This window comes from Pseudomonas sp. AC252 (assembly GCF_979258105.1).
On the sequence record NZ_OZ409837.1, the window covers coordinates 5,413,578 to 5,434,135 of the forward strand.

Consider the following 20,558-nt stretch of genomic DNA (forward strand, 5'->3'; position numbering starts at 1 on the left):
GGAGTTCGACATGGCTACCCCCGCATCCACCTCCGCTCCGCTGATTGAAAAACACACCATAGGCTACGTGCCGCCCGAAGATCGCCACGGAAAGGTCCGCGATCTGTTCACCCTCTGGTTCGGCGGCAACATCGCGCCGTTGCCCATCGTTACCGGGGCGCTGGGCGTGCAATTGTTTCATCTGAATCTGGTCTGGGGCATCGTCGCGATTCTGGTCGGCCATCTGGTCGGCGGCGTGCTGATGGCGCTGCACTCGGCGCAAGGCCCGCAGATGGGCATCCCGCAAATGATCCAGAGCCGCGCGCAGTTTGGCTCGCTTGGTGCGCTGCTGGTGGTGCTGATCGCCGGAGTGATGTACATCGGTTTCTTCGCTTCCAATATCGTCCTCGCCGGCAAGTCATTGCATGGTGTGGTCGACAGCGTTCCGGTGCCGGTCGGTATCGTCATCGGCGCGCTGGGTTCCGGGATCATCGGCATCATCGGCTACCGCTTCATCCACGTGCTCAACCGCATCGGCACGTGGGTGCTGGGGATCGGCATCGCCGTGGGTTTCATCTACATCTTCACCCACATTCAGACTGACGACTTCCTTACCCGTGGCAGCTTCAATCTGTCCGGCTGGCTGGCCACGGTGTCGCTGGCGGCGTTGTGGCAGATCGCATTCGCGCCGTACGTTTCCGACTACTCGCGCTATTTGCCGGCCGATGTAAAAGTGTCGTCGACGTTCTGGACGACCTATCTCGGTTCGGCGCTGGGTTCGAGCCTGTCGTTCGTGTTCGGTGCGGTGGCGGTGCTGGCCACGCCGGTGGGCATGGACACCATGGACGCGGTCAAACTGGCCACCGGCGCCATCGGCCCGCTGATGCTGGTGCTGTTTCTGCTCAGCGTGATCAGCCACAACGCCCTCAACCTGTACGGCGCGGTGCTGTCGCTGATCACCTTGGTGCAGACGTTCGCCTATCGCTGGATCCCGACGGCGAAAAGCCGTGCAGTGATTTCGATCATCGTGTTGCTGGCCTGCTGCTTCGCTGCAGTGGGCGCCTCGGCTGACTTCATCGGTCACTTCGTCGACATGGTGCTGGTGTTGCTGGTGGTGTTGGTGCCGTGGACGGCGATCAACCTGATCGACTTCTATGCGATCCACAAGGGCAAGTACGACATTCAGTCGATCTTTCAGGTCGACGGCGGCATCTACGGTCGCTATAACCCGCAGGCATTGCTGGCTTATGCGATCGGCATCGCCGTGCAGATCCCGTTCATGAACACGCCGCTGTACGTCGGCCCGGTGTCGGCGCACATCAACGGCGCCGACCTGTCCTGGCTGGTGGGTTTGCTGGTGACTTCGCCGCTGTATTTCTGGCTGGCCAATCGCGACAGCGCCTATCGTCGACGCATGACCGGCGGCAAGCTCGCGGGCAATCTCTGAGCGATGGAACACCATTGAACCAAGGCCCGCGCATTGCGGGCCCTGGACTTTGCGCTATGGTATTTTTCTGCGTCCGACACCCGGAGAAGGAAATTCCATGCTGCGAATACTCGGCAAAGCCTCATCGATCAATGTGCGCAAGGTGCTGTGGACCTGCGCCGAGCTGGACATTCCCTTCGAGCGCGAAGACTGGGGTTCGGGCTTCAAGTCGCCGAACGCGGCGGAGTTTCTCGCACTCAATCCCTGCGCCATGGTGCCGGTGATCCAGGACGGTGATTTCACCTTGTGGGAATCAAACACGATCATTCGTTATCTGGCTACGCGTTACGGCGGCGCGCATTTGTATCCCGCTGAGCCTATCGCCCGGGCACGGGTCGATCAGTGGATCGACTGGCAGGCCTCGGAGCTGAATCGCTCGTGGTCGTATCCGCTGATGGCGCTGGTGCGCAAGTCGCCGGATTATCAGGACCGCGACGCCCTGGCCGCTGGCTGCCGGGACTGGACGCGCAACATGGAAATCCTTGACCGTCAGTTGCACAAAACCGGCGCTTACGTCAGTGGCGAGCAGTTTTCCCTGGCGGACATTCCGATCGGGCTGTCGGTCAATCGCTGGTTCGAAACACCGCTCGACCATGCGGATTTTGCTGCGGTGCGCGCCTATTACGACCGCTTGAATCAGCGCGACGGTTATCGTTTGTACGGGCGCAATGGCACGCCATAAAGAGGCGCTCGATCAGCCTTGCTCACGCACCACGCCACGCTCTTCAAGCAAGCGCACGAACATGCTCAGACTGCGCGACACCGTGCCCCGCCGCCACACCAGCCAAGTGGTCAGATAGCGGAAGTCCGCCGCCAGCGGCCAGACGCTGACCGTCGCGCTGCCGGGCATGCTCTGCAGCATTTTGCGCGGCATCAGAGCCAAGCCGGCACCGGCGCTGACGCAGGCGAGCATGCCGTGGTAGGACTCCATCTCGAAGATCTTGCCCGGCACGGCAGCGTCAGTGCTGAACCATTTTTCAAAATGGTGACGGTAGGAGCAGTTGGAACGGAACGCGTAGATATTTTCGCCGTTAACGTCCGTCGCACGTTCGACCGGTGAATGATTGAGCGGCGCGATGATGACCATTTCCTCCTCGAACGCCGGCACGCCCTCCAGCGCCGGATGCAGCACCGGGCCGTCGACAAATGCTGCGGCCAGGCGCCCGGAGAGCACGCCGTCGATCATTGTGCCGGACGGCCCGGTGGACAGGTCGAGGTCGACTTTCGGGTGCAATTGGTTGTAGGCCGCGAGCAATTCGGGAATGCGCACCGCCGCTGTACTTTCCAGTGACCCCAATGGAAACGCGCCCTGCGGTTCCTCCCCCGCTACTGTGGCCCGGGCTTCTTGCACCAGATCAAGAATGCGACGCGTGTATTCGAGAAAACTCCACCCGGCCGGTGACAGGCGCAGACGGCTCTTCTCGCGGATAAACAGATCAACGCCGAGATCCTGCTCCAACTGTTTGATCCGCGTGGTCAGGTTCGACGGCACGCGATGAATGTGCGTGGCGGCGGCGCTGATGCTGCCGTGCTCGGCCACGGCCTTGAAGATTTCCAATTGCACCAGATCCACAGTCATTCTCCAATCGTGAAAGAAACGATCTTTATTATTCAGTTTCCAGAAAACTAACGCCACCCTACTCTAGGCCCATCCGACGAACCTACAGGACAACGTCATGAGCCAGATTTCCAGCCAGACCCACGCCATCTCGATCAACCCCGCCACCGGCGAGCAGATCGGTCATTACGCGTTTGAATCCGCCGCTGCCCTTGATGCAGCACTGACTCGCGCTGCCTTCGCTTTTGGCAAGTGGAAGCGCAAGCCACTACAGGATCGTTCGCGCCTGCTTACCGCCCTCGCCGGCGCGCTGCGTGAAACTGGCGAAGCCATGGCGACCATGATCACCCAGGAGATGGGCAAGCCGATCGCCCAGGCCCGTGGCGAAATCGAGAAATGCGCCAAGCTCTGCGAGTGGTACGCCGAACACGGCCCGGCCATGCTCGACGCCGAAGCCACCCAGGTTGAAGGCGGCAAGGCGCGCATCGAGTACCGTCCTCTGGGGCCGATTCTGGCGGTGATGCCGTGGAACTTTCCGATCTGGCAAGTGCTGCGCGGCGCGGTGCCGACGCTGATCGCTGGCAACACTTACGTGCTCAAGCACGCGCCAAACGTGATGGGCAGCGCTTACCTGCTGCGCGATGCGTTTGTTCGCGCCGGTTTTCCAGATGGCGTGTTTGAAGTGATCAACGTCACACCGGAAGGCGTTTCCACCGCTATCGCCGATTCGCGGATCGCCGCCGTGACCCTCACCGGCAGCGTCCGCGCCGGCATGGCCATCGGTGCTCAGGCCGGTGCGGCGCTGAAGAAATGTGTGCTGGAGCTAGGCGGCTCCGATCCGTTCATTGTGCTCAACGATGCTGATCTGGATGAGGCGGTGCATGCGGCAGTGGTCGGTCGTTATCAGAACTCCGGCCAGGTCTGCGCGGCCGCGAAACGCTTGATCATCGAACAAGGCGTGGTTGAGGAATTCACTCGCAAGTTCGTTGAAGCGACACGTCAGTTGAAGATGGGCGATCCGCTCAACGCTGACACTTACATCGGGCCGATGGCGCGGTTCGATCTGCGTGATGAACTTGATCAACAAGTGCGCGACACCCTTGAAGAAGGCGCGACACTGTTGCTCGGTGGCGGCAAGGTCGAAGGATCGGGCAACTACTACGAGCCAACCGTATTGGCCGATGTCACCGACCGCATGACTTCGTTCAAGCAGGAGCTGTTCGGCCCGGTCGCCTCGATCATCACCGCCCGCGATTGCGCGCACGCCGTGGCTCTGGCCAACGACAGCGATTTTGGCCTGACTGCAACGATCTACACCGCCAACGTCGCGCTGGCCGAGCAACTGACCAGCGAGCTGGAAACCGGCGGCGTGTTCATCAACGGCTACTCCGCCAGCGACCCGCGCGTAACCTTCGGCGGTGTAAAGAAGAGCGGCTTTGGCCGTGAGCTGTCGCACTTTGGCGTACGGGAATTCTGCAACGCGCAGACCGTGTGGCTGGATCGCAAATAACCCAGACACAGCAGCAATTGTGGGAGCGAGCCTGCTCGCGAAAGCGTCCTGTCAGTCACCGAATGTAGTGCCTGACACACCCTCTTCGCGAGCAAGCCCGCTCCCACAAAGGGACCACCGCTGGTAGGTGATGCGCGGCGCAACACATACATACTGAGGGAGCGGGCCTGCTCGCGAAAGCGTCCTGTCAGTCACCGAATGCATTGCCTGACACACCCTCTTCGCGAGCAAGCCCGCTCCCACACAAGAACCGCCGCTGGTAGTTAATTCACGTCGCAACACACCCACTGTTGGAGCGGGCTTGCCCGCGAAAGCATTTTGTCAGTCACCGAATGTGTTGCCTGACACACCCTCTTCGCGAGCAAGCCCGCTCCCACAAAGGAACCTCCGCGGGTAGGTAAAGTGCGGCGCAACACCTACCCACTGTGGAAGCGGGCTTGCCCGCGAAGCATTTTGTCAGGCAGCGAATGCATTGCCTGACACACCCTCTTCGCGAGCAAGCCCGCTCCCACAAAAGAACCGCCGCTGGTAGTTAATTCACGGCGCAACACATACCCACTGTGGGAGCGGGCTTGCCCGCGAAAGCATTTTGTCAGTCGCCAAATGTATCGCCTGACACACCCTCTTCGCGAGCAAGCTCGCTCCCACAAAGGAACCTCCGCGGGTAGGTAATTTGCGGCGCAACACATTACCCACTGTGGGAGCGGGCTTGCCCGCGAAAGCATTCTGTCAGTCACCGAATGCATTGCCTGACACGCCCTCTTCGCGAGCAAGCCCGCTCCCACAAAGGAACCTCCGCGGGTAGGTAATGCGCGGCGCAACACCTACCCACTGTGGGAGCGGGCTTGCTCGCGAAAGCATTTTGTCAGTCACCGAATGCATTGCCTGACACGCCCTCTTCGCGAGCAAGCTCGCTCCCACAAAGGAACCTCCGCGGGTAGGTAATGCGCGGCGCAACACCTACCCACTGTGGGAGCGGGCTTGCCCGCGAAGCATTTTGTCAGTCACCGAATGCATTGCCTGACACACCCTCTTCGCGAGCAAGCCCGCTCCCACACAAGAACCACCGCTGGTAGGTAAAGTGCGGCGCAACACATACCCACTGTGGGAGCGGGCTTGCCCGCGAAAGCATTTTGTCAGTCACCGAATGCATTGCCTGACACACCCTCTTCGCGAGCAAGCCCGCTCCCACACAAGAACCACCGCTGGTAGGTAAAGTGCGGCGCAACACATACCCACTGTGGGAGCGGGCCTGCTCGCGAAAGCGTCCTGTCAGTCACCGAATGCATTGCCTGACACACCCTCTTCGCGAGCAAGCCCGCTCCCACACAAGAACCGCCGCTGGTAGTTAATTCACGGCGCAACACCTACCCACTGTGGGAGCGGGCTTGCCCGCGAAAGCATTCTGTCAGTCGTCAAATGCATTGCCTGACACGCCCTCTTCGCGAGCAAGCCCGCTCCCACACAAGAACCGCTGCTGGTAGTTAATTCACGTCGCAACACACCCACTGTGGGAGCGGGCTCGCCCGCGAAAGCATTTTGTCAGTCACCGAATGTGTTGCCTGACACACCCTCTTCGCGAGCAAGCCCGCTCCCACAAAAGAACCGCCGCTGGTAGTTAATTCACGGCGCAACACATACCACTGTGGGAGCGGGCTTGCCCGCGAAAGCATTCTGTCAGTCACCGCTGCATCGACTGACACACCCTCTTCGCGAGCAAGCTCGCTCCCACAAACTCTGCTTCGATTTACAAATATTTCAACCAACTGATATCCCGGCGCCGCGCCTTGAGTGCCGAAAACCAGAGCACTGCCGGGAACAACACCACGGCAAGAACCACCGCCGCCAGCCACACCGCCGTCACCGTCGAAAAACCGAAATAGCTGCCCTGATTCAGGCCGAACAGCGCCACACCAATCAGGTACAGCACCTTCAACGCATACAGATGCAGCAGATAGAAAAACATCGGCGCCGAGCCGAACACCGTCAGCCAGCCAATCCAGCGGCGACCCTGCACGCGCTCAAAGGCGAGCAGCAGCAACAGCCCCACGCTCACCGTCAACCCGATGAACAGCAGTGACGGCGGATATTTGGTGATATTGAAAAAACTCATCAGCGTCTGCACCAGCGAATCGCTGATCGCCCACGGCTTTTCGCCGTAGCCGTTGATCAAACGCAGCACCACAAATCCCAGCAATCCACCGGCCCCGGCCATCAGCAAACGACGCTGGCGCACCGCCGCTTCCATGCCCCGAGCGAACCACGGCCCCAGCGCGTACCCCAAACCGATCACACCGATCCATGGCAATAACGGATACGAGGTACGCAGGCGCAGGGTTTCGCTGATCTCGATCCAGCCGCGGTCATGCAGAATCGCCCAAGGCACATGCATCGCCGACTCGACCGGGAAATGCACCGCGTCCAGCAGGTTGTGCCCGGCGATGATCGCTACGCTCAGCACCAGCAACACCGCACGCGGCAACCAGACCAGCAGCGCCAGCGCGATCATGCTCAGGCCGATCGCCCAGATCACCTGCAGGTAGATCACGCTCGGCGGCAACTGGAACGTCCAGGCGAAGTTCACCAAGGTGAACTCCAGTGCCACGAGGAACAAACCGCGCTTGAACAGAAACGCGCTGACATCGGCTTTACCGGCATATTTTTCGCCGTACAACCATGCCGACAAACCGGTCAGCAAGACGAATACCGGCGCACACAAATGCGCCAATGTGCGGCTGAAAAACAGCGCCGGCTCGGTGCTGGTGATGTCCATCGGATCGGAGACCTGGCGGTGCAGCAGGAAGGTTTCGCGTACGTGATCAAGTAGCATGAACAGGATCACCAAGCCTCTGAGCGCATCAATGGAGAGCAGCCGGCCAGTCGTCAGTGGGGCAGAAGGGGAAAGCGCTGGGGTCATGGATCTTTCGCAATCGAGAGGAATAACACCGGGCAGCCACAATGACGCCCTCGAATTTTGCGTTACCTTATAACATCAAAAAAGCAAAACCCAAACATCCCGACATCGAGGTTGCCCATCCACCCCAGCCTTCTATAGTGAACAGGTACGTCTTGCCCCTGAGCGTTGTCCATGATCAACACCCAACACCTGATCATCTGCGAGCACTGTGATTGCGTGTACGAGAAAGTCGTGCTCGCCAAACACCAGAAAACCCTGTGCGTGCGCTGCGGTGGCGTGCTGCAGCGTTTCAACGGCCTGACCATCGAACAGCGTCTGGCATTGACGTTTACGGCGGCGATGCTGTGGCTGTTCGCCAATTTCTATCCGGTGATGAGCATCAGCCTCAAAGGCATGAAAAACAGCGCGACCCTGTGGGATTCGGTGCTCGCGCTGAGCCAGGGACCCATCACCTTCATCGCGATGGTCGCTGCTATTGCGATCATCATCGCCCCGGCGTTTCAGCTAGTGTTGCTGGTCTGGGTGTTGAGTTTCGCCCTCGGCATGAGGCGGGCACCGGGGTTCAATCTGTGCATGCGCTGGCTGGAAACCCTGCGCCCGTGGAGCATGCTCGAAGTGTGTCTGCTGGGGGCGATGGTCGCGGTGTTCAAACTTGCCGGCCTGCTCGATGTGCTGCCGGGGATCGGCCTGTTCGCCCTGGCGGTGCTGAGCCTGATGATGATCCGCATTGCCGGCCGTGACATCCGCGAACTCTGGGACATTTTATGAAGCGTCCACCGACCGCCAGCGAGCTCAACCTGTGCCTGTGCCACAGCTGTGGCCTGGCCTGCGACATGACCGACGAGCCCCACCAATGCCCACGCTGCGATGCACCGCTGCATCGGCGCAAGACCAATTCACTGACGCGCACCTGGGCGTACATGCTCGCTGCACTGGTCTTTTATATCCCGGCCAATCTGCTGCCAGTGATGAATACGGTGATGCTCGGCAACGGCGCCGACAGCACGATCATGAGTGGCGTGCTGGAGTTCTGGGAGGCCGGAGCGTGGGACATCGCCCTGATCATTTTCATCGCCAGTATCGCGGTGCCGGGGGTCAAGTTCGTCGCCCTGACCTTGCTGCTGGTCACGGTGCAGCGAAACAGCGATTGGGCGCGCAAGGAGCGTTCGAAGTTGTACCGCTTCGTCGAGCTGATCGGCTATTGGTCGATGCTCGACGTGCTGGTGGTCGCGCTGGTCGCGGCGCTGGTGAAATTCCAGGCGCTGGGCGATATCGAGCCACGACCGGGCATCCTGTTCTTCGGCCTGGTCGTGGTGTTCACCATGCTCGCGGCGATGAGTTTCGACCCGCGCCTGATCTGGGACAAAGCCACCAGCGACACGGTCAGCGACGCAGCGCCTCCAGCAGCACCTGCAACGGATGGCGCAGCGCCTGATCCGACTGGCGCTTGACCTGGCTGCGGCAGGAGTAGCCGGTCGCCAACGCCTCGCCCTGCTCCGCCGGCGCCTGCACCTGACGCGCCCACGACTGCTCGTAAATGACGGCCGAGGTCTGGCGGTTGCGTGCTTCGTGGCCATAAGTACCGGACATGCCGCAGCAACCGGTGGCTTGTGTGGTGAGCTTCAGACCGGCACGTCCGAAGACCTGTTCCCACTGGCGGGTCGCGGCCGGCGCGTTGGTTTTCTCCGTGCAATGTGCGAGCAGACGGAACGCTTTGGGTTGAGCCTCAGGCGTCCGTTCTGGCATGACCTTGAGTAACCATTCCTGCACCAGCGCCACTTCAGGACATTCATTCAAGCCCGGCACTTTGAGGTATTCCTGGCGATAGACCAAAGTCATCGCCGGATCCAGCCCCAGCAGCGGCACGCCGGTCTGCGCCAGTGCCTGCAACTGCTCAGTGTTACGCAACGCCGCGCGATTGAACGCCGAGAGAAAGCCCTGCACGTGCAGCGGCTTGCCGTTGGCGCTGAACGGCGCGAGATAGACCTGATAACCCAGGCGCGAAATCAGCTCGACCAGATCAGCCAGCAGCGGCGCTTCGAAGTAGCGGGTGAAGGCGTCCTGCACGATGACCACGCTGCGTTCGCGTTGCTCTGAGGTCAGTGCCGACAGCGTTGCAACCGTTGCTGGCTGCACCTGCCAACGGCGCATCGCCGCGTGGAAATCGAAACGGCTGAGCAACGGCACATCGACCATGCCACCGATCCGCGCCAGTGCGCCACGCACCCAGCCCGCGCCCATCAAGCCGTTGTACAGCGCCGGAATATGCGCCATGTACGGAATGGTGTATTCCAGCGAGGCAATCAGGTAATCCCGTGCCGGACGCAGATAACGACTGTGATACAGCTCGAGAAAACGCGAGCGGAATTCCGGCACGTTGACCTTCACCGGGCACTGCCCCGCGCAGGATTTACAGGCCAGACAACCGGCCATGGCGTCGTACACCTCATGGGAAAAATCCGCCGACGGATCGCGGCTGTTGCGCCAGCGCTGCCACAGCGTGCTGAAAAACGCCGGTTTTCGGATTACGTCCGAGAGCACATCGACGCCCGCCTCGCCCTGCAACCGCAGCCATTCGCGAATCAATGACGCGCGACCCTTGGGCGATTGCGCGCGTTCGCGGGTGGCTTTCCACGACGGGCACATGGCGTCATCGGGGTCGAAGTTGTAGCAGGCGCCGTTACCGTTGCAGTGCATGGCCGCGCCGTAGCTTTGCCAGACTTTCTCGTCGATCTGCCGATCCAGCTCGCCGCGCAGGGTCACTTCATCGATTTTCAACAGCGCTGCGCCGCTGTTCGCTGGCGTGGCGATTTTGCCCGGGTTGAACTGATTGAAAGGGTCGAACGCTGCTTTCAAGGCTTGCAGCGCCGGGTACAACTCGCCGAAGAATGCCGGCGCGTATTCCGAACGCAGGCCCTTGCCATGCTCGCCCCAGAGCAGGCCGCCGTAGCGCTGGGTCAACGCGGCGACGCCATCGGACACCGGGCGTACCAGCGCCGCTTGCTGCGGGTCTTTCATGTCGAGGATCGGCCGCACGTGCAGTACGCCGGCGTCGACATGGCCGAACATGCCGTACTGCAAACCGTGGCTGTCGAGCAGGTCGCGCAGTTCGGCGATGTATTCGGCCAAATGCTGCGGCGGCACTGCGGTGTCTTCAACGAAAGGCTGCGGGCGGGCTTCGCCGGCGACGTTGCCGAGCAGGCCCACCGCCCGTTTGCGCATACCGTAGACCTTGTTCACCGCTGCCTGACCAACCGCCAGCGTATGGCCCAGGCGCTCCACGGTGCGGTCGTTTTGCAGGTGTTCGAGGAACGCTTCGACGCGGCGTTGCAGGTCTTCGGGATCGTCACCGCAGAACTCGACCAGGTTGATGCCCAGAGTCGGCCGCTCAGCGTTTTCCGGAAAATATTCGGCAACGCCGTGCCAGACGATGTCCTGCATCGCCAGCAGCAAAACCTTGGAATCGACGGTTTCGATCGACAACGGCTTGAGCGCCATCAACGCCCGCGCATCACGCAAGGCATCCATGAACCCGGCATAGCGGATATTCACCAGCATCGTGTGTTTGGGAATCGGCAGCACGTTGAGCCGCGCTTCGACGACGAAGCCCAGCGAGCCTTCAGCGCCACAGAGCACGCTGTTGAGGTTGAAGCGCTGATCGGCCTCGCGCAGATGCGCCAGGTCATAACCGGTCAGGCAGCGGTTGAGATCGGGAAAGCGTGCTTTGATCAGCTCGCCCTGTTCATCAATGATCTGCCGCGCACAACGATAGACTTCGCCGACGCGATCATCGCGGGCGCACTGCGCTGCAAGCTCATCCGCGGCCAGCGGCAGGCCGTGCAGACACTCGCCGCCGCGCAGGATCATCTCAAGCTCCAGCACATGGTCGCGGGTCTTGCCGTAGGTGCAACTGCCCTGGCCGCTGGCGTCGGTGTTGATCATGCCGCCGACCGTGGCGCGGTTCGAGGTCGACAGTTCCGGGGCGAAAAACAGCCCGGCGGATTTCAGGGCGGCGTTGAGCTGGTCCTTGACCACACCGGCCTGCACCCGCACCCAGCGCTGTTCAACGTTGATTTCCAGAATGCGATTCATGTGCCGCGACAGGTCGACGACGATGCCGTCCGTCAGCGATTGGCCGTTGGTGCCGGTGCCACCGCCACGCGGGGTGATCACCACTTTCTCGTACGCTGGTTCGGCAATCAGCCGCGCCACACGTGCAACGTCTTCGGCGTCCAGCGGAAACACCGCCGCTTGCGGCAAGCGCTGATAGATCGAGTTGTCGGTCGCGAGCACCACGCGGCTGGCGTAATCAGCGCTGATTTCACCGCGAAAGCCGCTGTCCTTCAGGGCGGCGAGGAATTGTTGGTAATCGCCGGTCAGGGCTTTGGTAGGCGACAGCTGGGCAATCATCGGTCGGGTCATCTCGGTCAAATCGGGCTGTGTGGCGGTGAACAGTTGTGCGCAAGGAATGATTGCGTCAGGCTCCGCCATCTGATTGCGCCCATGTTCATTGCTGGCCAGCCATGGAACAAGCGTAATTTCGACCCGCTATCGATGAGTTTTACGAATGAATCCGCGCACCCTCACACCGTCCATGTCGCTGCTGCTGGCTTTCGAGGCCGCCGCTCGCCACGAGAGCTACACCCGCGCCGCCCATGAACTGTCACTGACGCAGAGCGCGGTCAGTCGCCAGGTACAGATTCTCGAGAAGATGCTCGGCATGCGTCTGTTTAACCGTGAAGGCCGGCAGGTGGTGCTGACGGATGTCGGGCGCATGTATCAGCGCGAGCTCAGCGAAGCCCTCGGGCAGATCCGCAGCGCGACCTTGCAGGCGATGGCGTTTGGTTCAGGCATTCACAGCCTGCGCCTGGCGACGCTGCCGACCTTCGGTTCGAAATGGTTGCTGCCACGGCTCAAGGATTTCTACACGGCGCATCCAGGCATGACCGTGCACCTGCATTCGCGGATCGAAACCATCGACTTCGACACCAGCGAAATCGACGCCGCTATCTGCGTCGGCGGTGGAGAATGGCCTGGCCTGACTGCCCTGCCCCTGCACACCGAAGAATTGGTGGCGATTGCCAGCGCGCAGCTGTCGGCGACTGAACGCGACGAGGCCGAGCGGCACATGGCCGGGCAATTACTGCTCAACGTCAGCAGCAATGCCCAGGCGTGGGCGGAATGGTTCAGCCATCATCAACTGCCGCATCGCAGCATGCGGATCGGGCCGAGCTTCGAAATGACCTCGCACTTGATTCAGGCAGTACGCGCCAATATCGGCGTGGGCCTGGTGCCGCGGATTCTGGTCGAAGAGGAATTGCTCAAGGGCGAATTGCTGCAACTGGGCGAACCGATTACCAGCCGCCGCAGCTATTACCTGGTGTACCCGCCGCGCAATGAGAATCTGCCTTCGTTGAAGGCGTTCAGGGATTGGCTGATTGATACCCTCTGAAGGATCGAGTCGCGGCCATTCGCGAGCAGGCTCGCTCCCACAGGGAAATATATGCCAAGTGTGGGAGCGAGCCTGCTCGCGAAGAGGCCAGTCGCAACGACCTTAAAACCTCGGCTTGACCGCCCGCCAATCAGCCTTGTACCGCTGCATCTGCCGCACGTCATCGCGCTGGCGAATCCCGCACGTCAGGTACTGGTCATGCAGCTTGGCCAGTTGCTCATGATCCAGCTCCAGCCCGAGCCCCGGCGCGCGGGTGATCTTCACGCAGCCATCGACAATCGGCAGCTTGCCGCCCTTGATCACTTCCTCGTCCGGCTCCTGCCACGGGTAGTGGGTGTCACAGGCGTAATCCAGATTCGGCACCGCTGCCGCGACGTGCGCCATGGCCATCAGGCTGATACCCAAGTGCGAATTGGAATGCATCGACACGCCGAGGCCGAACACGTCGCACATTTTCGCCAGCGTCTGCGTATCCCGCAGGCCACCCCAGTAATGGTGGTCGGCGAGGACGATCTGCACGCTGTTCTGCGCAACGCTGCGGCGGAACTCGTCGAAATCAGTGACCACCATATTGGTCGCCAAGGGCAGACCGGTGCGCTTGTGCAGTTCGGCCATGCCATCGAGGCCCGGGGTCGGGTCTTCGTAATACTGCAGATCATCGCCGAGCAGTTCGGCCATGCGAATCGCCGTCTCCAGCGACCAGTTGCCGTTCGGATCGATGCGCAGCGGCAATCCCGGGAAAGCTTTCTTCAGCGCCTTGATGCAAGCCACTTCATGCTCCGGCGGCAAGGTACCGGCCTTGAGCTTGATGCTCTTGAAACCGTAGGCTTCGATCATTCGCGCTGCCTGGGCGACGATCTGCTGCTCGTTCAGCGCCTCGCCCCAGTTGTCCGGTTTGTAGGGCGATTCGATATGTTCGGCGTATTTGAAAAACAGGTAAGCGCTGAACGGCACTTCATCGCGGATCGCGCCGCCGAGCAGGTCCACCAGCGGCACGTTCAGGTAGTGCGCTTGCAAATCGAGAAACGCTACTTCAAACGCCGAGTAGGCATTGCTCACCGCTTTGCTGGCGTGGGAACCGGGGGCCAGTTCAGCGCCAGCAATGCTCGCCGGTTTATTTGCCGCCACGGTGGCCTGCACGATCGCGCGTAACTGATTGAGGTTGAACGGATCAAGGCCGACCAACTGGCTCTGCAATTGTTGCTGGATCGCCAGCGCCGGGGCATCGCCGTAGCTTTCGCCGAGGCCGATGTAGCCGTTGTCACTCTCGATCTCGATGATCGAGCGCAAGGCAAAGGGTTCGTGGATGCCACTGGCGTTGAGCAGTGGCGGATCGCGAAAGGCAATCGGGGTGACGCTGACACGGGTGATTTTCAAGATGACGCTCCTGACAGATCAACAATCGATTCAGTGGCTCGCGGCCGGACGAGCCGGCGCCACAACGGCGGCTTCGTCACTTGGCTTTGCCGGGGTTTGGCCTTTGGCGCCGGGCGCCGTGCGGGCGAAGAAGATCACTACGGCGGCGATCAGCGATGTCGCCGCAAGGCCATACAGGCCGCCCTCGATGGAGCCGGTGGTTTGTTCAAGAATGCCGAACGCGGTCGGCGCGACGAAGCCGCCAAGGTTGCCGATGGAGTTGATCAGCGCGATCACCGCCGCAGCGATGCGCGCATCCAGATAGCTTTGCGGAATCGGCCAGAACAGCGCCGACGCCGCTTTGAAACCGATGGCGGCAAAGCAGATGGCGATGAAGGCAAACACCGGCCCGCCGGTGGTCGACATGAACATACCGATGGCGGCGATCACCAAGGTCAGCGCGACCCAGGCCTGTTGGAATTTCCATTTGCCGGCCATCGCCGCGAAGCCGTACATGGCGACAATCGAAATGATCCACGGAATCGAATTGAGCAGCCCGACCTGGAAATCACCGAGGTTGCCCATCTTCTTGATCATGCTCGGCAGCCAGAACGTCGCGCCGTAAATGGTCAGCGCGATGGAGAAATAGATGAAGCAGAACAGCGCGATCTGCCGGTCAGCCAGCAGCTTGAACATCGATGGTTTGGCGACTTGTACTGCTTCGCGAACGCGTTGTTCTTCGGCAATCGCCGCGACCAGCGCTTCGCGCTCTTCCTCGCTCAGCCACTTGGCTTGGCGCGGGTGCGATTGCAGCCAGAACCAGACGAATGCGCACAACACCACCGAAGCCGCGCCCTCGATGAGAAACATCCACTGCCAACCGTGCATGCCCAATCCGCTGATATGCAGCAGCGCACCGGACACCGGGCCGGAAATCACCGAGGCAATCGCCGAGCCGCTGAGAAACACCGCCATGGTTTTGCCGCGCTCGGACGCTGGCAGCCACTGGGTGAAGTAATAAATGATCCCCGGGAAGAACCCAGCCTCGGCCGCGCCCAGGATAAAGCGCAGTACGTAGAAGCTGGTTTCACCCTGAACGAAAGCCATGGCCATGGCCGCGGCGCCCCAGGTGAACATGATCCGGGTCAGCCAGACCCGCGCGCCGTAGCGCTGCAACAGCATGTTCGACGGCACTTCGAACAGTGCGTAACCGATGAAAAACAGCCCGGCGCCAAGTCCATAAGCCGCTGCGCCGATACCCAGATCGGTCTCCAGATGGCTGCGCACGAAACCGATGTTGACCCGGTCGATGTAGTTGACGATGAACATCACCACGAACAGCGGCAGCACGTGGCGTTTGACCTTGGCGGCGGCGCGGGCGAGCACCGTGATGTCCGGCGGACTCTGGAGGGTTTTCAAGGGGCGACTCCCGTTCTTGTTTTTTTAGGGATGACTTGAAGCGATGAGCCGATCATGGACGCCGCGCATTGATCCCGTCTAATCTAAACTGGCACTCGATTGATACCCGGATTAGATCAATGTTCGAACTCACCCAGCTGCGCTGCTTTACCACGGTGGCCACCGAACTCAATTTCCGCCGCGCCGCCGAACGCTTGAACATGACCCAGCCACCGCTGAGCCGGCAGATTCAGCTGCTGGAGCATCACCTCGGCGTCGAGTTGTTCACCCGCAGCACCCGCAGCGTTGCGCTGACGGCGGCGGGCCGGGCATTTTTTGTCGAAGCGCAGAATCTGCTGGAGCGCGCGCAGCAAGCGGCAGTCACCGCACGCCGGTTTGCAGAGGGCGACATTGGCTCGGTGAACATCGCGTTCGTCGGCAGCGCGGTGTATGAGTTTCTGCCAAAGGTGATCGCCGAAGCGCGGCTCAAACAGCCTCAGGTGAAAATCGATCTGGCAGAGATGAACACCTATCAGCAGCACGAAGCGTTGCGCGCTCGCCGTATCGACCTTGGCATTGCCCGAGCGCCATTGCAGGAACCCGGCTACGCCACTGAATGCCTGGTGCGCGAGCCGTTTGTGCTGGCAGTGCCAAGCGGGCATAGATTGGCAAATGCAGCTGAGGTGTCAGTGACTGACCTGGATAAACAGCCGTTCCTGATGTACTCCCATGAAGCCTATCCCCCGTTCAACGAACTGTTGACTGGCACGCTGCGCTCAGCGCGGGTGGCACCGGATTACGTGCAGTGGCTGGGCTCATCGTTGACGATCCTGGCGTTGGTCAACGCCGGCATGGGTCTGGCGCTGGTACCGCGTTGCGCGACCAGCGTGGTGTTCAGGAATGTGGTATTTCGCGAGATCGATCTGGGCGAAGGGGTGCAGAGCGAGCTGCATCTGATCTGGCGAGAAAACAATGACAACCCGGCGTTCGCGATGTTGCTGGAGGCGATTCGCCGGGCGGTGGTGCAGGGTTGGGGCTGAAAATTATTGTGGCAACCTGTATTTGAGTGGCGGCGGAGCGCTCGGGGCTTTGATCAACGGCTCCTCCAGCGGCTTGCCGTCAGGCCCTGTGAACAGGCGTTCGTATTGCTTTGGCATTGGTCGCGGCGCTCTTGCAGTCGTCATGATGAACCCTCCGATACCGGGCTGAATTCAACCCACTTAACTTGCGCGGAATCTATCAGCAAAATTTCGGCACCAAAAGGCGTCGACTTGCCATCATCATTAACCCAACGTGGATTCTGCATCACGAACTGCCCGCAACTGGATTCGGACGGCCACTCCACAGGCCAGCCAAACACGCGCCTTTCGTCATGTAAATGCAGGGTTATGAACCGGTCGAACTGGGCGAAAGCGCAGAACCATTCACTGGGGAAAGAAGATTGTTTCGTGACGTTTCGCTTACGTAACCAGCCGTGCAATTTGTCATTCGTCGCCAGGTAACAGGCAAACAATCCCAGCATCAGCGAAAACACAAATGCCCAGAGCGTTTGCGCCCGATCATCCCATTTTCCTAATGAAAACCCCTTCGAGCCAATCCACAAACAGAGGCTGCCCACCGCCAACACCGCGCCCTGAATCACAAACGTGAATATCAGCGCCTGCACAATCTGACCAAATGTATCCGGCCGCTTGAACGCCGTGAGTGAATAAAAGATCCAGGTCGATAAAAACCCGGGGATGAGGTACTGCAACAGCGGAATGATTTCCTTGACCAGATCATCCATGATCCGAGGCTCCTTTCAGTCATGCCGAACCCGTCACGGGCCGACATTCAAAGCCTAGTCAAGGATCCTGCTGCGCCTTGCGGACAACTGTCACAGCCCATTGCGAGCGAGCAGCAGTAGACGTCATGCAAGAAAAAAGGCAGACACCGGAATTTCGGTGTCTGCCTTTTTGAAATCCGGGCGCCCGGTTACAGGCAGTCACGTACCGACTGGCGCAGGGCCCCGGACTTCGCCCAAGGCGGCCCCTGATAGAGGGACACTTTGCTGCCGTCCTTGTATTTGACGATATCGAGAATCTCATCCGCCGTGATAATGCTCGGCGCGGTAATCCGGTAGCCGTTGGAAATCGACGTCTGCGAAGTCTTGGCCACGTCCTTCTGCCACAACGGTAACAAACACGCGGCATATTCCTTGGGAGGCTTGTCACTGGTCTTGCTGAGGTTTGGCTCGCCCGGCACCAACGATGCTGGTAGCGAGCAACCCGTCAACAAGGCCAGGGTCAAAGTGCCAATCCATACGCGCATGCTGTTTACCTGTTCGGAAAAAACGTGAATGTACCGTTTAACCGTCGGCACATCCATCGTGGCATCCCGCCGTTACCGGCGTTTGGACAATTTTTTACATCCGTTCAGCCGGGCGTCAGATGACTCGGCCGCACCTTGAGAAATGCGACTACTCTTTTCTACCGAGAATGTTCTGGAGGTGATCATGCGGCTCAATGAATATGAACACGAACTTCAACGGGATTTGCAAAGCGTGGCATCGGACCTGAGATGGTCGGCAGTCGACCTCAAGCGCATCGCTGAGCAATTGCGCAAATCCGGTAACGAGGCCGACGCTCAGACTGTATTGCGGTCTTGCGAGATCCTGCAAAGCGACGAGGAAAGATTGCAGATTTATGCCAAGGAGGTAAAAGCCCGGACCATCAGCCGAACCAAGGTTCACTGAAGCACTTGAAGGCCTCAAACAAGAAGCCCCGGTCGAAACCGGGGCTCTTTCGTTATAACGGGTCAGCCGCCAATGTGGCTTTGCACTTGCCTGGAGCGTTTTTTGTAACCGGGAAGCGCCGCCGCGTAAGCCATCGCTTCCTCCCTGCTGGTGAATGACGCCAATCGGTCGCCCTGCGTGCAGACTCGCCATGGCCCGTTGTTCACGCTGAGCACGTCATAACCGTTCATGTGCAGCTTGTTCAGCATTGGAATGCTCATGAGCACCTCCTGTTTGCCAACGGTGTTTTCGGTGTACGGGCTTACCTTACACCCGCTCCCCGCTGCGGTGTAAACCGGATTCGCCCTGGCGCATGTCAATTCACTGGCACTTTTTGCTACGCAAATGGCTCCGAATCAACAGGGAACCTTTAAATCCGCTTGCGGCTCGAATATTGCAGTTTGATTACAGATTTATGACACGCATCAACAGGGCAATCATGAAAGTACGCGCCACCGTCATTTGCGAGCAGGATCGCCATATCCTCCTGGTGCGCAAACCCCGCCATCACTGGTCATTACCCGGCGGCAAGGTCGAACCCGGGGAAACCCGTGCGGCGGCAGCCGTGCGCGAGTTGCAGGAGGAAACCGGGCTCAATGCTGAGGACGTCCTGTACCTGATGGACTTTCAGGCGGGCAGTACGCGGCATCACGTTTATGAAGCTTCGGTGGTCAACATTGACGATGTGCGCCCGCAGAACGAAATTGTCGATTGCATCTGGTATCCGCTCGATGCCGTGCACAATCTTGAAACCAATGACGCGACGCGGCGCATCGTGCAGGCCTTTCAAAGGCGTTTATAACGATCAGCCGGCGAACGCCCGGCGACCCGCGCTGATTTCCGTTCGCAACTCACCAATGAAATTTGAAATATCGCGAATCGTGACCAATTGTTCGGGAGATACGCCATCAAGCAAAAGTTCGACACGCCCGCTTCCCGGCTCGTACACCTTGATGCGCAATAAACCCTGCGCGGTTGGCGCGCAATCACATTTGTAGTTCGGGAAGCCTGACTCGACGATGCGACAAATATCGGCAATGGCAAGCATGGGCGGACGCCTCGCAGGCGGAAAATCGATCCACCGAGCATAGATGCAGGACGCGTTTATTGCCTGATCCGCAAATGCCAAACCGATCACAAATTATCCACGCCACTCAATGCGCATCGTGGTCCCAGATCCAGTTCCACATTCCGGGCAGATTCACCGGTTCCGCGCTTTGCTGAACCGTACGCGCCAGGGCAGCTTTTTCCAGAGCAGCCTGATCGTCGTAGAACGGCTTGTTTGCCAGTCTAACCCCGGTTGCCGCCGCGCTATCGAGCAGAATCTGCAGATATTCTCGGGCGTGGCGCGCCGTGTAGCGATTGAGATCATGGAACGTCACTACCACCGGAACCACACCATCCACCGTCGGCAATTGGCCGAGCGCAATGCGCTCACGCACTTGCGATAACTGCCGCAACATGTTCGCCCGACGCCGAGGGCTGGCGTTGAAGCCCCAGATCTTGCCGTCGTTGGCACTCAAGTCCGTGAGCAAGACGTGCAAGCCGTGTTTTTGATAGGCCGCAAATGTGCGCTTGTCGTAGTTCCAGAACGGCGGGCGCAACAGCTTGGGCGGCGCTCCGGTAATAGCGGCGATGTCAGCGCTGCCATCGGTCAGCGATTGCTCCAGTTCTTGCGGCTCAAGCAAGCGATGATTGGTGTGCCAGTGAGTCGCGGTGTGAAAGGCGAGGATATGTCCCTCTACGTGCTCACGGCGCATGAGGCTGCGACCAATCTCGCTGTCACCCGCTCTGGATGCTCTGGTCTGCACGAAAAATACGGCTTTGATGTCTGCCTGCACCGGATTGCTCTTGAGGCTGTCGAGCACCGTGGCCGTGGGGTTCCACCACCCTGAAGCGCTGGGACCATCATCGAACGTCAGCAGAAAACGCACGGGCGGCTGGGTCTTCAGTCGCGTTTCGGTTTGCGCGGTCATTTCGATCGGCGCGGCAATGCAGCCGGCCAGACCGAACGCGATGAGCGCCGCACAAAGAAGTTTGCATCCGGATGTCATGTTTGCCCTGAGTCCGGCCGCAGCCGTCGTGTTGTCGAATGGCAAAACTCCCTCGCCCGTTACCCTCCCCGCGCT

19 protein-coding genes are annotated in these 20,558 nt (G+C 60.1%); 9 read left to right on the forward strand and 10 right to left on the reverse strand.

Annotation, left to right across the window (positions count from 1 at the left end; genetic code table 11):
• Window positions 1–10: 10 nt before the first annotated feature.
• Both ACZZZ4_RS24520 and ACZZZ4_RS24525 read left to right on the forward strand, forming a co-directional pair.
• A complete protein-coding gene (locus ACZZZ4_RS24520; protein WP_039763098.1) occupies window positions 11–1,426 on the forward strand; it encodes a purine-cytosine permease family protein in 1,416 nt (471 codons plus the stop codon).
• A gap of 97 nt (window positions 1,427–1,523) precedes the next feature.
• The gene (locus ACZZZ4_RS24525; protein ID WP_463549025.1) at window positions 1,524–2,147 is read left to right on the forward strand and encodes a glutathione S-transferase family protein; all 624 of its coding nucleotides are present in this window, start codon (window positions 1,524–1,526) and stop codon (window positions 2,145–2,147) included.
• Between the two features lie 12 nt (window positions 2,148–2,159).
• Here ACZZZ4_RS24525 and ptrR read toward each other — a convergent pair whose 3' ends face one another.
• The gene (ptrR, locus tag ACZZZ4_RS24530) at window positions 2,160–3,038 is read right to left on the reverse strand and encodes a putrescine utilization regulator PtrR (RefSeq protein ID WP_463549314.1); all 879 of its coding nucleotides are present in this window, start codon (window positions 3,036–3,038) and stop codon (window positions 2,160–2,162) included.
• A 103-nt stretch (window positions 3,039–3,141) separates the two neighbouring features.
• Between ptrR and ACZZZ4_RS24535 the strand changes: the two genes are divergently transcribed.
• The gene (locus ACZZZ4_RS24535; RefSeq protein ID WP_310408314.1) at window positions 3,142–4,533 is read left to right on the forward strand and encodes an aldehyde dehydrogenase family protein; all 1,392 of its coding nucleotides are present in this window, start codon (window positions 3,142–3,144) and stop codon (window positions 4,531–4,533) included.
• Between the two features lie 1,747 nt (window positions 4,534–6,280).
• Here the strand turns inward: ACZZZ4_RS24535 and ACZZZ4_RS24540 are convergent.
• Entirely contained in the window at window positions 6,281–7,450 is a 1,170-nt protein-coding gene (locus tag ACZZZ4_RS24540) for a DUF1624 domain-containing protein (RefSeq protein ID WP_463549026.1), read from the reverse strand.
• A gap of 171 nt (window positions 7,451–7,621) precedes the next feature.
• Here ACZZZ4_RS24540 and ACZZZ4_RS24545 point away from each other — a divergent pair, with 171 nt between their 5' ends.
• Both ACZZZ4_RS24545 and ACZZZ4_RS24550 read left to right on the forward strand, forming a co-directional pair.
• Window positions 7,622–8,218: a paraquat-inducible protein A gene (locus ACZZZ4_RS24545; protein WP_039763102.1), complete on the forward strand. Its 597-nt coding sequence runs from the start codon at window positions 7,622–7,624 to the stop codon at window positions 8,216–8,218.
• Window positions 8,215–8,901 (forward strand): paraquat-inducible protein A, encoded by a 687-nt coding sequence (locus tag ACZZZ4_RS24550; RefSeq protein WP_415762209.1) that lies wholly within the window; start codon window positions 8,215–8,217, stop codon window positions 8,899–8,901. The genes ACZZZ4_RS24545 and ACZZZ4_RS24550 overlap by 4 nt, the downstream gene beginning before the upstream one ends.
• On the opposite strand, the gene ydiJ is transcribed toward ACZZZ4_RS24550, so the two are convergent.
• Window positions 8,834–11,860, reverse strand: coding sequence for a D-2-hydroxyglutarate dehydrogenase YdiJ (ydiJ, locus tag ACZZZ4_RS24555; protein ID WP_463549315.1), 3,027 nt, complete (start codon window positions 11,858–11,860; stop codon window positions 8,834–8,836). The two genes, ACZZZ4_RS24550 and ydiJ, sit on opposite strands and share 68 nt — an antisense overlap.
• A gap of 157 nt (window positions 11,861–12,017) precedes the next feature.
• Here ydiJ and ACZZZ4_RS24560 point away from each other — a divergent pair, with 157 nt between their 5' ends.
• Window positions 12,018–12,902, forward strand: a complete 885-nt coding sequence (locus ACZZZ4_RS24560) for a LysR substrate-binding domain-containing protein (RefSeq protein ID WP_463549027.1) — start codon at window positions 12,018–12,020, stop codon at window positions 12,900–12,902.
• A gap of 102 nt (window positions 12,903–13,004) precedes the next feature.
• Here the strand turns inward: ACZZZ4_RS24560 and ACZZZ4_RS24565 are convergent, their stop codons facing one another.
• Entirely contained in the window at window positions 13,005–14,279 is a 1,275-nt protein-coding gene (locus ACZZZ4_RS24565) for a glucarate dehydratase family protein (protein WP_463549028.1), read from the reverse strand.
• A gap of 30 nt (window positions 14,280–14,309) precedes the next feature.
• Window positions 14,310–15,677, reverse strand: coding sequence for an MFS transporter (locus ACZZZ4_RS24570; RefSeq protein WP_463549029.1), 1,368 nt, complete (start codon window positions 15,675–15,677; stop codon window positions 14,310–14,312).
• 119 nt (window positions 15,678–15,796) lie between these two features.
• On the opposite strand from ACZZZ4_RS24570, the gene ACZZZ4_RS24575 reads away from it, so the two are divergent.
• Window positions 15,797–16,696, forward strand: a complete 900-nt coding sequence (locus ACZZZ4_RS24575) for a LysR family transcriptional regulator (RefSeq protein ID WP_039763107.1) — start codon at window positions 15,797–15,799, stop codon at window positions 16,694–16,696.
• Window positions 16,697–16,836: 140 nt separating this feature from the next.
• Here ACZZZ4_RS24575 and ACZZZ4_RS24580 read toward each other — a convergent pair whose 3' ends face one another.
• Both ACZZZ4_RS24580 and ACZZZ4_RS24585 read right to left on the reverse strand, forming a co-directional pair.
• Complete coding sequence (locus ACZZZ4_RS24580; protein ID WP_463549030.1) at window positions 16,837–17,442, reverse strand: DUF6338 family protein; 606 nt, start codon at window positions 17,440–17,442, stop codon at window positions 16,837–16,839.
• 188 nt (window positions 17,443–17,630) lie between these two features.
• Window positions 17,631–17,966: a hypothetical protein gene (locus ACZZZ4_RS24585; RefSeq protein WP_129999970.1), complete on the reverse strand. Its 336-nt coding sequence runs from the start codon at window positions 17,964–17,966 to the stop codon at window positions 17,631–17,633.
• Between the two features lie 184 nt (window positions 17,967–18,150).
• Here ACZZZ4_RS24585 and ACZZZ4_RS24590 point away from each other — a divergent pair, with 184 nt between their 5' ends.
• Window positions 18,151–18,390 (forward strand): hypothetical protein, encoded by a 240-nt coding sequence (locus tag ACZZZ4_RS24590; RefSeq protein ID WP_039763471.1) that lies wholly within the window; start codon window positions 18,151–18,153, stop codon window positions 18,388–18,390.
• 62 nt (window positions 18,391–18,452) lie between these two features.
• Here ACZZZ4_RS24590 and ACZZZ4_RS24595 read toward each other — a convergent pair whose 3' ends face one another.
• Window positions 18,453–18,650: a hypothetical protein gene (locus ACZZZ4_RS24595; RefSeq protein WP_039763109.1), complete on the reverse strand. Its 198-nt coding sequence runs from the start codon at window positions 18,648–18,650 to the stop codon at window positions 18,453–18,455.
• 218 nt (window positions 18,651–18,868) lie between these two features.
• Between ACZZZ4_RS24595 and ACZZZ4_RS24600 the strand changes: the two genes are divergently transcribed.
• Window positions 18,869–19,231: an NUDIX hydrolase gene (locus ACZZZ4_RS24600; RefSeq protein WP_039763474.1), complete on the forward strand. Its 363-nt coding sequence runs from the start codon at window positions 18,869–18,871 to the stop codon at window positions 19,229–19,231.
• 3 nt (window positions 19,232–19,234) lie between these two features.
• Here the strand turns inward: ACZZZ4_RS24600 and ACZZZ4_RS24605 are convergent, their stop codons facing one another.
• The gene (locus ACZZZ4_RS24605; protein ID WP_039763110.1) at window positions 19,235–19,477 is read right to left on the reverse strand and encodes a DUF1652 domain-containing protein; all 243 of its coding nucleotides are present in this window, start codon (window positions 19,475–19,477) and stop codon (window positions 19,235–19,237) included.
• Between the two features lie 106 nt (window positions 19,478–19,583).
• Window positions 19,584–20,483 (reverse strand): polysaccharide deacetylase family protein, encoded by a 900-nt coding sequence (locus ACZZZ4_RS24610; RefSeq protein WP_310408344.1) that lies wholly within the window; start codon window positions 20,481–20,483, stop codon window positions 19,584–19,586.
• Between the last annotated feature and the right edge of the window lie 75 nt (window positions 20,484–20,558).

Excerpts from the sequence above, each read along its gene's own strand:
- ACZZZ4_RS24520 (WP_039763098.1), top strand. The coding sequence starts at position 11 with ATGGCTACCCCCGCATCCACCTCCGCTCCGCTGATTGAAAAACACACC.
- ACZZZ4_RS24525 (WP_463549025.1), top strand. The coding sequence starts at position 1,524 with ATGCTGCGAATACTCGGCAAAGCCTCATCGATCAATGTGCGCAAGGTG.
- ACZZZ4_RS24535 (WP_310408314.1), top strand. The coding sequence starts at position 3,142 with ATGAGCCAGATTTCCAGCCAGACCCACGCCATCTCGATCAACCCCGCC.
- ACZZZ4_RS24540 (WP_463549026.1), bottom strand. The coding sequence starts at position 7,450 with ATGACCCCAGCGCTTTCCCCTTCTGCCCCACTGACGACTGGCCGGCTG.
- ACZZZ4_RS24545 (WP_039763102.1), top strand. The coding sequence starts at position 7,622 with ATGATCAACACCCAACACCTGATCATCTGCGAGCACTGTGATTGCGTG.
- ACZZZ4_RS24550 (WP_415762209.1), top strand. The coding sequence starts at position 8,215 with ATGAAGCGTCCACCGACCGCCAGCGAGCTCAACCTGTGCCTGTGCCAC.
- ydiJ (WP_463549315.1), bottom strand. The coding sequence starts at position 11,860 with ATGATTGCCCAGCTGTCGCCTACCAAAGCCCTGACCGGCGATTACCAA.
- ACZZZ4_RS24560 (WP_463549027.1), top strand. The coding sequence starts at position 12,018 with ATGAATCCGCGCACCCTCACACCGTCCATGTCGCTGCTGCTGGCTTTC.
- ACZZZ4_RS24575 (WP_039763107.1), top strand. The coding sequence starts at position 15,797 with ATGTTCGAACTCACCCAGCTGCGCTGCTTTACCACGGTGGCCACCGAA.
- ACZZZ4_RS24580 (WP_463549030.1), bottom strand. The coding sequence starts at position 17,442 with ATGGATGATCTGGTCAAGGAAATCATTCCGCTGTTGCAGTACCTCATC.
- ACZZZ4_RS24585 (WP_129999970.1), bottom strand. The coding sequence starts at position 17,966 with ATGCGCGTATGGATTGGCACTTTGACCCTGGCCTTGTTGACGGGTTGC.
- ACZZZ4_RS24590 (WP_039763471.1), top strand. The coding sequence starts at position 18,151 with ATGCGGCTCAATGAATATGAACACGAACTTCAACGGGATTTGCAAAGC.
- ACZZZ4_RS24595 (WP_039763109.1), bottom strand. The coding sequence starts at position 18,650 with ATGAGCATTCCAATGCTGAACAAGCTGCACATGAACGGTTATGACGTG.
- ACZZZ4_RS24600 (WP_039763474.1), top strand. The coding sequence starts at position 18,869 with ATGAAAGTACGCGCCACCGTCATTTGCGAGCAGGATCGCCATATCCTC.
- ACZZZ4_RS24605 (WP_039763110.1), bottom strand. The coding sequence starts at position 19,477 with ATGCTTGCCATTGCCGATATTTGTCGCATCGTCGAGTCAGGCTTCCCG.
- ACZZZ4_RS24610 (WP_310408344.1), bottom strand. The coding sequence starts at position 20,483 with ATGACATCCGGATGCAAACTTCTTTGTGCGGCGCTCATCGCGTTCGGT.